Genomic DNA, 9,225 nt, shown 5'->3' on the forward strand with positions numbered 1-9,225 from the left:
ATTGGATCAATGCGGTGTGCCCTTGCAGGCGGCCGGCTTGCCGGCGATGAGGGCTTCGCGCCTGGCTTCGGCCTGACGGACGTCATCGCCGGCAAGCCGGCGCCTACAGGGATAGGCGGTGTCAGTCGGTCAGGCGGTGTCTTTGAGCCAGAGCTTCTCGAAGCGCCAGGTGCTGAACAGTGACTCTTCCGATTGCGCACCTCCGACGCGGGTGGACACGCTGTCGAGCAGGTCGGCGTAGCCCCAGATCAACATGCCGCCGCGCTCGTACTGGATTTGCTGCACCTGATGCACCAGGGCCTTGCGTTTTTCCAGGTCGGGTTGGGCCATGGCGGCGAGGAACAGTTCGCTGAACTGCGGGTCGTTGAAGTGGGTCTTGTTCGACACCGCGAACGGTGCATCCGTGTGAATCGCACTGGCCAGGAACGGCGCGCCGATGCTGCCGCCGGTGCTCAGGGTCCAGTCGTTTTTCAGCGGGCCCTGGAACGTCGCCAGGTCCACCTGCTTGACCTTGAGCGTCACGCCGATGCGCTTGGCTTGTTCGGCCAGCACCAGCGCCGAACTCAAGCCGGGGCCCGGGGTGGTGATCAGCTCCACCTCGAGGTTTTCCTGGCCGGCGTCCTTGAGCAATTGCGCCGCGCGTTGCGGGTCGTGGGCGCGAGGGCCGAGGTCGTGGTTGAAGGTCGGGTCGCTGGGCGCATACAAATCGTTGGCCACGCGGCCCTGGCCGTTGAGCGCACGGCGCACCAGTTCCTCACGGTCGGCCATCAGGCGGAACGCCTCGCGCACGCGCAGGTCGTTGAACGGCGGTTTGTCCAGGTTCATGTCGAAGGACAGCCAGTTGCCGGTCACCGACTTGATCACCTGCAGGCGTGGGTCCTTTTGCAGGATCGGCAGTTGCTCGGTGGGCATCACGTTGGCCATGTCGATCTGCCCGGCGCGCAGGGCCGCGAGGCGTGAGACCTGGTCCTTGAAGTCGATGATTTCCAGCTCGTCGGCGTAGGGCTTGCCGTCCTTGTAGTAGTTGTCGAAACGGGTGAACAGCGAGCGCTGGCCGGGGGTAAAGCTTTTCAGTTTGTAGGGGCCGGCGCCCACCGGGTTGGTGACCGGGTGATAGTCCACGGGCACGATGCCGCCAAAGTTGACCCAGGTTTCCGCCAGCGGCATGTAGCTGCGTCCGTCACGAAAGCCCAGGCGCACGGTGCGGTCGTCGAGCTTGACCAGGTTGTCGCGGTCCACCCAGTGCAGCAGCGCCGCATACGGCGAGGCGAGTTGCGGATCGGTCAGGCGCCGGATCGAGAAGATCAGGTCATCGGCATCGATGGTCTTGCCGTTGTGGAACTCCAGGCCCGGACGCAGGCGCAGGGTCCAGGCGCTGGCGTCGGCATTCGGCTCGGCGAACTCGGCCAGCGCCAGGCGCGGCTGCATCTGCTCGTCCCATTCCCATAGCTTGCTGTACAGCGCGAAGCCGCGGACGATGCCGCTGCCAATCGGCTTGTGCGCGTCGAGGTTGCCACTCTGGTTGCCGTCGAGAATCCCCAGGCGCAGGCGTCCGCCGTAGCGTGGCTGGTCGTTGCCGGCGACCGCGCCGGGTGTGTCGCTGGGGCCGCAGCCCGCCAGCAGCAGGCCGCCGCCGACGGTTGCGCTGTAGCCGAGAAAGTCCCGGCGGCTGAGGAGTAAGGTCATGGCGTCAGGCCCCGCCATTGGCCGAGTGCAGTTCGCGCACCGGCTCCGGTGTGCGGCTCAGTTCGACCCGCTCGCTGCGAAAGTGCGGGAGGATATGCTCGCCGAGGCGATAGGCTTCTTCCAGGTGCGGGTAGCCGGCGAGGAAGAACAGGTCGATGCCGATGCTGTTGTACTCGCGAATCCGCGCCACCACGTTCTCGTAGCTGCCCACCAGCGCGCAGCCCGGCGGAATGCCGATATAGCCGAAGCCGGTCCACACATTGGGGTGAATGAAGAAGTCGTCGAAGCCCTGCGCTTCGTTCTTCTCGGCAAAGCCATGCTCATAGCTCAGTTTGCGCGCGGTGCGCAGCCCGGCATGCGCGGCCACGGCCTTGACCGCGCCACGGGCGATGCCTTCGTCGAAGAAGCGCTTGGCCTCGGTGCGGGCCAGGTCTTCGGTCTCGCGCGTGATCACGTCGATCGACAGGCCGAAGCGAATGTCGGTGCGTCCCCACTTGAGGGCGCGCTGGCGCAGGTCGGCGATCAGCGCGGCGATTTCATCCGGGTGCTCGGCGCGCATCAGGTAAAAGTCGGCGTGCTTGGCAGCGAACTCGCGGGCCGCAATCGACGAGCCGGCGGTGCAGATCAGCGGCAACTGGGCCTTCTTCAGCGGCCCGCGCAGGCCACCGCCATCGGCTTTGTAGAATTTGCCGTCGTAGTGGAAGGTCTCGTTGTGCCAATAGCCCTTGACCACGTCCATGAACTCGGTGGCACGCGCGTAGCGTTCATCGTGGTCGCTGTAGTCGCCAACCTGGCGCTGGATCGCGTCCGAGCCGCCGTTGATGATGTTCCAGACCAGCCGGTTGCCGGTGGCGCGCTGGTAGGTGGCCGCCTGCTGCACGGCCACCCACGGGGTGTAGTGGTAGGGCTGGAACGCCGTGACAAACTGCAAGGTGCGGGTCTCGCGGGCGAGCAGCGAGCAGACCGTCCAGGGTTCTTCACCGGTCGGCGCGTTGACCATCAACGCACCGCCGAACTGGTTGATCTCGGCCGCCTTGGCGATCTGCCCCAGGTAGTCGATATAGGTGAAGTGGTCGCCCACGCTGAACCCGGACACTGCGCCAGTGCTGTTGGCGCCGCCGCGATGCCAGTCGCCACGGTTGCGTGGATCGCCGGGCAGGAACTGGGTTTCGCCGTGCAGCGGCAGGCGGGTGAAGAATTCGATGCTCATGCAAGCCTCCTGCTTATTGCGCGCTCGGGGCGCACACCGGGGTAATCGGCTGGTCGTTGATGACCTTGTGGGCAAACGGGATCGAGTCCTTGAGCGACGCATTGACCGTGGCGCTGTGGCCCAGGCCCTTGTACAGGTGGCCTTCGACGATGGAGCCGGCGTTGCAGGCGTCCTGCATCAGCTTGACCTGGGTGGCGGCAGCGGGGGTGGTGTCTTCGGCGCCGGTGCCGATGAAGATCGGCTTGGAGGTCTTCAGGGTCGGGTAGGCAATTTGCGCGAGCCACGGCGCGAGTTGTTTGCCCTTGTAGTCTTTCTTGGTGTTGGCAATGCTCAGGCCGAGGCCTTCGACGTCGCCTTCCAGGGCAAACAGGCAACTGGTGCGCGCCTGTTCGAACAGCGGCAGGGCCTTGTCGGTGTAGAAGTCGGCCGGGTTGATGCTCGGGTCGTATTGCTGGGCCGCCAGCAAGGTGTAGAAACCGTAGGCCAGGGTCGGGTCGACTTTGTTGCGCACTTCTTCACTGGGGTTCTTCGCGTAGTCGAGGGTGTAGATCACGCCGGTGCCCACGCTGCCCTTGACGCCCAGGTTCGGCGCATAGGTGGCGGCATAGGCTGCGGCGGCAAAGGCCCCGGCACCGCCCTGGGACTGGCCGACGATCAAGACTTTATCCGCCAGCCCCGGCACATCGGCGACCACCGCCTTGGCGGCGTCGAGAATGCCGTAGGCCGCCATGCGGCTGTTGAGCAATGGATGGCCGCCGGGCACGCCGAGGCCTTGGTAGTCGGTGGCGACCACCGCAAACCCTTCTTCCAGCCAGCGGTTGAGGTAGGTCACATCGCGGTAGGAGCGACCTTGCCAGGACGGCGCGCACACGTCCGCCACGCCTACGGTGCCGTGGCCCCAGCTGACCACGGGCCAGCCGCCGGCCGGTGCCTTGCCCTTGGGCAGGAACAGCGCGCCGGAGACCACGATCGGCGTCTTGTTATCGATGCCATCGGTGGAGGTGTACAGAATGCGTTGGGCACTGGCGGCGTTTGCCAGGCTCAGGGTCTTGTCCAGCGGTTCGCTGCGCAGCAGTTTGCCGGGGGTGGCCGGAATGACTTTTTCCCAGGTGTAGAACGCCGAGACGCGGCCATCGCCTTGCAGCGGGTCGGGCTTGGGGGCGTGCACGTCGGCGGCGAAGGCGCTCATGGACAAGGCCAGTACGCTGAGACCGAAGGCGAAGGAGTGCGGCAGTTTCATCAGTCATTTCCCTATCAAGGATTAGTGCTGACCTGGCCACGCAGGGCCGGCCAGTAGTCGGTGAGTTTCAGGTCGATCAGGGCCTGGTTGGTGAAGCCGGTGGCCAGTGACGGGCCGATGTCGTAGGTGTCGCGAATCAGGTGGTTGGCCAGCGCGTAGGCGGTCAGCGCCTGGTAGTGGGCCTTGAGTTGCGCGTCGCTTTTCGGTGCCCAGCGATCTTTCCAGGCCACCGGGTCGTTCTGGTCGTCGCGGCGCAGCACGCTCTCGGCGGTGCCGGCGCGCGAAGACAACTCGTAATAGGCGTCCTGGTTCTGCGGCTGGGAAATCCACCACGCCGCCTTGACCCACGCGGTGGCGAGCAATTGGGTGATGTCCGGGTTCTGTTGCACAAACGCGTCGGTGCCCCACAGGTCCGAGACCAGGCGCCAGTCGTTGCTGCCTTGTTTGGTCGACCAGATGATCTTGCCCACGCCTTTGTCTTCCAGGGCGTAGGCTTCGCTGAGCAGCACGGCCGCATCGACCTTGCCGGCCGAGACCGCTGCGGCGCCGACCTGCGGGTTGAGGTTGGCGATCTTGAAGTCGTCGAGTTTCAGGCCCTTGCTGGCCAGGAAGTTGCTGAAGGCGAACTCCCAGGGACGGCCACGGTGCAGCGCCAGGCGCTTGCCCTTGAGATCTTCGATGGTCTTGGCGCTGGAGCCTTCGGGCACCACCAGGTAGATGTTGTTGCCGCTGCCCCCGGGCACGATCAGCTTGCCCGGCACACCGCCGGCACCGGCGATGACGGAAGGCAGGTCGCCGCGCACGGCGAAGTCCAGGCTGTTGTTGCTGAAGCCCTCGTTGATCTGTGGGCCGGCGCCGGCGTGGGGCAGGGCGATCCATTCCAGCTTGACCCCGCGCTCGCGCAGTTGCGCTTCAAGCCAGCCCTCCTCGATCACACGCCCAGCGATGCCACCAAACACCGGTTTACCGCCTTGGGTGTAGGCCACGATGGCGATTTTCACCGAGGTCGGAGCGGCGTGGACGGTGCTGATTGCAAGTACCCCGAACAGTGCCGCGATGGTCTTGCGCCAGAGGTTTTTCATGGGCGTTCTCCCTACCTGAATTGACAACCCCGGTAGGAGCCGGCTTGCCGGCGATGCGGCCCTTGAGCCTTGCAGCGCCTGAAAAGACGCTATCGCCAGCACGTCGGCTCCTGCACGGAGATCGTGTTGGGAGGGACAGAGCAGATTGCATGCCAGCCAGCGAAAAAAGCGCTCTAGCCCGCGTGTTGCAAGGCCTGCAGGGTTTCGTCGAAGGGTCGCTCGAAAGGCTGGTTGCTGATGGGCGAACACGCTAGTGCTGGCCGGTTGCTGCTCCAGCAGCAGTGCCAGGTGTCGCTGCTGGTATATTCGATCAGGGAATATATAAATATTAATTAATAATTAAATGGTCTAGAAAACTTCATGCACTATTGAGCACGCGCTTTTACTGCCAGGAATGCACCATGTCGCTGATCACCCATCCCAACGCCCGTGAATTGACCAAGTCGGTGCGTGCCACCGTGCTGGTCTTCAAGGACCCGCGCTCGCAGGAACTGCTGGCGCGTATCGAGCGCCTCGCGCCCAGCGAGGCCAACACCTTGATCATTGGCGAGACGGGCACCGGCAAGGAATTGGTCGCGCGGCACATTCACAATTTGAGTCGACGCGGACGCGAGCCCTTTGTCGCGGTGAACTGCGGTGCCTTCGCCGAAACCCTGGTGGAGAGCGAACTGTTCGGCCATGAAAAGGGCGCGTTCACCGGGGCTACCACGCACAAGGCTGGCTGGTTTGAAGCGGCGAACGGCGGCACATTGTTCCTCGATGAAATCGGCGACCTGCCACTGAACATGCAGGTGAAATTGCTGCGCGTGCTGCAGGAGCGCGAGGTGGTGCGCCTGGGGTCGCGAACGCCCATCCCGATCAATGTGCGGCTGGTGGCGGCGACCAACGTCAACCTCGCGGACGCGGTAGTGGCGGGGCATTTTCGTGAGGATTTATTCTACCGTCTGCACGTCGCGACGATCCGCCTGCCACCGCTGCGCGAGCGCCCCGGTGACATCCTGCCGCTGGCCGAATTCTTCCTTGAAGAGCACTGCCAGCGCCTGGGCTACAACCGCGCCAGCCTGAGCCTGGAGGCCGAGCGCAAAATGCTCGAACACAGCTGGCCGGGGAATATCCGCGAGCTGGAAAACGCCATTCACCATGCCTTGCTGGTGTGCCGCAACCAGCGTGTGCAACCGGCCGATCTGCACTTGGTGGACATGCGTTCGTCGGGCATTCGCCAGGACGAAGCCAACCATGCGCCGCCGGCCATCAGCGGCCCGGTCGACCTGGAAAGCGCACTCAACGCGCTGTTCGAGCAAAACATTCCAGACCTCTACGAACACATCGAAGAGACCATCTTTCGCGCGGCGTACCGCTACTGCCACGGCAACCAGTTGCAGACCGGGCGGCTGCTCAATATCAGCCGCAATATCGTGCGCGCGCGGCTGGAGAAGATCGGCGAACTGGGCAAGCCTGCGCTGCTCGACGGCCAGTAAACCGGGTGTTAGCGTTTCGAGCTTCTCTGAACCGTAGAGGGCTCGACATTGATCCGACTGACCGATTACATCGCCGATATTTCCCGCTCCGCACTGGCCCCCTGGGCCGACCTGTCGCCCTGGGCGCTGGTGACCCAGGCACCTGCTGTGGTTCGCCAGCTGCTGGCCGACCTGCCGGCTGACGACTACAGCGTGCAAGGCGAAATTGCTATCCACCGCAGTGCCATTGTCGAACCGGGCGCCTTGCTCAAGCCGCCGCTGATCATTGGCGCCGATTGCTTTATCGCCAGCGGCGCACTGCTGCGCGGAGGGTGTTGGCTGGATGCGGGCTGCATCATCGGCCCGGGTGCCGAGTTGAAAACTTCCTTCGTGTTCAGCGGCAGCAAGCTGGCGCACTTCAACTTTGTTGGCGATTCGGTGCTCGGCCACGGTATCAACCTGGAGGCGGGCAGCATCGTCGCCAACTACCGCAACGAGCGCGACGACAAGGAAGTGCAGGTGCGCGTCGCAGGGCTGTTGCAGCGCACCGGGTGCGACAAGTTCGGCGCGTTGCTCGGTGACCAGTGCCGCATCGGAGCCAATGCAGTGCTGGCCCCGGGGGCGGTGTTGGCGCCTGCCAGCGTGATTGGGCGCGGGCAGGTGTTCGACGCCGAGGCACCGATATAAACGCAAGGTTGAAAAGTTCGTGGTGTCGCGGCGGGATATTAATTAGAATGAATCTCATTTGAGACATAATCGCGCCCGTGCAGGTTGCTCGCCATGAATGATGCTGTTGTCCCTACGCACGCCCCCGAACTGACTTTGTCGTGCCTGTACCGCGAGCATCGCAGTTGGCTCGAAAGCTGGCTGCGGCAGCGCCTGGGCAATGCCTGGGATGCGGCCGACCTGAGCCAGGACACGTTCCTGCGGGTGCTTGCGAGTGCCCAGCCGATCGCGCAGATGCAGGAACCGCGGGCTTACCTGGTGACCGTCGGCAAGCGCCTGCTGGTGAATTTTCATCAGCGCCGCAGCCTCGAACAGGCCTACCTGAATGCCCTGGCCACCTTGCCCGAAGCCTGTGTACCGTCGCCCGAACAACGCTGGTTGGTGCTGGAAACCCTGCAGGCCCTGGATGAATTGCTCGATGGCTTGCCGGCCGTGGTTCGCCGCGCGTTCTTGTGGAGCCAGCTCGAAGGCCTGGGGTATCGCGAGATCGCCGAGCGCCTGGCAGTGTCCGAGCGCACCGTGAAGCGCTACATGGCCCAGGCTTATGAACATTGCCTGCTGGTGGAGCTGTGAACCGTGACGTCGCGCGTGCGGCCGCCCAGTGGCTGGCACTGCTGGAATCCGGCGCCGCCACCGAGCGTGATCACGCGGCCCTGCAGCACTGGCGCGACAGTCATCCCCAGCACGAACAGACCTGGCAGCGCGCGCAAAGCCTGCGCCAGCGCTTCAGTGAGCTGCCCCAGGCACTTGCCATGGCCAGCCTCGACCGCCCGCAGCCGGGGCGTCGCGCGGTGCTCAAGCGCGCATTGGGTGTGGCGGCACTGGTGCCGGCGGCCTGGCTGATCAGCCGCCAGATGCCCCTCGACGCCTGGCGTGCCGACCTGCGCACCGCCACCGGCGAGCGCAAGCGCCTGCCACTGGCGGACGGCGCCAGCCTGCAGCTCAACACCGCGACGGCAGTGGACGTGGCGCAACGCCGCGTGACCCTGGTCGACGGCGAACTGGCGCTGACGGTGCCGGGTACGGCAGCGCTGACCGTGGACACCCGCTATGGCCAATTGCGCGTCAGCCAGGCCGAGGTGTGTGTGCGGCAACTGGCTTCCGGCTGCCGGGTCTCGGTGCTCAAGGGTGCGGTGCAGGTACGCGACCTGAAAGGGCAATTGGCGACGCTGCAAGGCGGTCAACAAGCGTCTCTGCAAGTCAGCGGGCTGGGTGCCTGGGCGCCGTTCGATGTGCTGCAACTGGGCTGGCGCGACGGCGTGCTGACGGCACAGAACCAGGCGCTGGGGGATTTCCTGCGTGAACTGGAGCGCTATCGCCCGGGTGTATTGCGCTGGGATCCGCGCCTGGAATCGCTGCGGGTCACCGGCAGTTTCCGCCTCGATGACACCGACCGCATCCTCAGCCTGCTGGCTTCGACGCTGGGGCTGGAGCTGCACTCACGCACCCGCTATTGGGTGACCCTGGCACCGCGGGACACGGCTGTTTGAGGGTTGTGGTGGTGGTTGCCACTTGGAGTTATATGGCTGCTGCGTTTTTAATTGTGGTGAGCGGGCTTGCCCCGCGTTGGGCTGTGCAGCAGCCCCAATCCAGCAGAATGCGGTGTGTCAGGCAATCCTCGGTGTCAGGTTCTGGAGCCGCTTCGCAGCCCAACGCGGGGCAAGCCCGCTCGCCACAATGAGTTCATCAGCCCCAGAAATTCCAGAGATCACAATGAGGTCATCAGCCCCAGAAATTCCAGGGGTCACGATGAGTTCATCAGCCCCAGAAATCCCAGGGGGCACGATGAGTTCATCAGCCGCAGAAATGCCAGGGGCCACAATG

The 9,225-nt window shown here is 64.5% G+C and carries 9 protein-coding genes; 4 read left to right on the forward strand and 5 right to left on the reverse strand.

The window, feature by feature from the left end; all coding sequences use genetic code 11:
* Positions 1-129: 129 nt before the first annotated feature.
* From QMX97_RS30350 to QMX97_RS30365, 4 genes are read right to left on the reverse strand one after another with little or no spacing between them, the layout of a single operon-like run.
* Positions 130-1,686: an ABC transporter substrate-binding protein gene (locus QMX97_RS30350; protein WP_282398130.1), complete on the reverse strand. Its 1,557-nt coding sequence runs from the start codon at positions 1,684-1,686 to the stop codon at positions 130-132.
* A 4-nt stretch (positions 1,687-1,690) separates the two neighbouring features.
* Positions 1,691-2,896 carry an LLM class flavin-dependent oxidoreductase gene (locus QMX97_RS30355; protein ID WP_282398131.1) on the reverse strand — a complete coding sequence of 402 codons (1,206 nt, stop codon included), beginning with the start codon at positions 2,894-2,896 and terminating at the stop codon, positions 1,691-1,693.
* A 13-nt stretch (positions 2,897-2,909) separates the two neighbouring features.
* Positions 2,910-4,136: a lipase family protein gene (locus QMX97_RS30360; RefSeq protein WP_065901243.1), complete on the reverse strand. Its 1,227-nt coding sequence runs from the start codon at positions 4,134-4,136 to the stop codon at positions 2,910-2,912.
* 14 nt (positions 4,137-4,150) lie between these two features.
* Positions 4,151-5,218 carry an ABC transporter substrate-binding protein gene (locus tag QMX97_RS30365; RefSeq protein ID WP_282398132.1) on the reverse strand — a complete coding sequence of 356 codons (1,068 nt, stop codon included), beginning with the start codon at positions 5,216-5,218 and terminating at the stop codon, positions 4,151-4,153.
* A gap of 401 nt (positions 5,219-5,619) precedes the next feature.
* Between QMX97_RS30365 and QMX97_RS30370 the strand changes: the two genes are divergently transcribed.
* The 4 genes from QMX97_RS30370 to QMX97_RS30385 all read left to right on the forward strand — a co-directional run bounded on the left by QMX97_RS30370 (position 5,620) and on the right by QMX97_RS30385 (position 8,891).
* Positions 5,620-6,696, forward strand: a complete 1,077-nt coding sequence (locus QMX97_RS30370; RefSeq protein ID WP_065901248.1) for a sigma-54 dependent transcriptional regulator — start codon at positions 5,620-5,622, stop codon at positions 6,694-6,696.
* A 48-nt stretch (positions 6,697-6,744) separates the two neighbouring features.
* Positions 6,745-7,362, forward strand: a complete 618-nt coding sequence (locus tag QMX97_RS30375; protein ID WP_120448472.1) for an LpxA family transferase — start codon at positions 6,745-6,747, stop codon at positions 7,360-7,362.
* A 93-nt stretch (positions 7,363-7,455) separates the two neighbouring features.
* Positions 7,456-7,974: a sigma-70 family RNA polymerase sigma factor gene (locus QMX97_RS30380; RefSeq protein ID WP_282398133.1), complete on the forward strand. Its 519-nt coding sequence runs from the start codon at positions 7,456-7,458 to the stop codon at positions 7,972-7,974.
* Positions 7,971-8,891, forward strand: a complete 921-nt coding sequence (locus tag QMX97_RS30385) for a FecR domain-containing protein (RefSeq protein ID WP_282398134.1) — start codon at positions 7,971-7,973, stop codon at positions 8,889-8,891. The genes QMX97_RS30380 and QMX97_RS30385 overlap by 4 nt, the downstream gene beginning before the upstream one ends.
* Positions 8,892-9,008: 117 nt before the next feature.
* Here the strand turns inward: QMX97_RS30385 and QMX97_RS30390 are convergent.
* Positions 9,009-9,225: hypothetical protein (locus tag QMX97_RS30390; RefSeq protein WP_282398135.1), on the reverse strand; the 217-nt coding region annotated here is incomplete at its 5' end.

The organism is Pseudomonas sp. PS01298 (assembly GCF_029959745.1).
Lineage (GTDB): Bacteria > Pseudomonadota > Gammaproteobacteria > Pseudomonadales > Pseudomonadaceae > Aquipseudomonas > Aquipseudomonas aylmerensis.

Bases quoted from the DNA above. Each gene is read 5' to 3' on its own strand.
- QMX97_RS30350 (WP_282398130.1), bottom strand. From the start codon at position 1,686: ATGACCTTACTCCTCAGCCGCCGGGACTTTCTCGGCTACAGCGCAACC.
- QMX97_RS30355 (WP_282398131.1), bottom strand. From the start codon at position 2,896: ATGAGCATCGAATTCTTCACCCGCCTGCCGCTGCACGGCGAAACCCAG.
- QMX97_RS30360 (WP_065901243.1), bottom strand. From the start codon at position 4,136: ATGAAACTGCCGCACTCCTTCGCCTTCGGTCTCAGCGTACTGGCCTTG.
- QMX97_RS30365 (WP_282398132.1), bottom strand. From the start codon at position 5,218: ATGAAAAACCTCTGGCGCAAGACCATCGCGGCACTGTTCGGGGTACTT.
- QMX97_RS30370 (WP_065901248.1), top strand. From the start codon at position 5,620: ATGTCGCTGATCACCCATCCCAACGCCCGTGAATTGACCAAGTCGGTG.
- QMX97_RS30380 (WP_282398133.1), top strand. From the start codon at position 7,456: ATGAATGATGCTGTTGTCCCTACGCACGCCCCCGAACTGACTTTGTCG.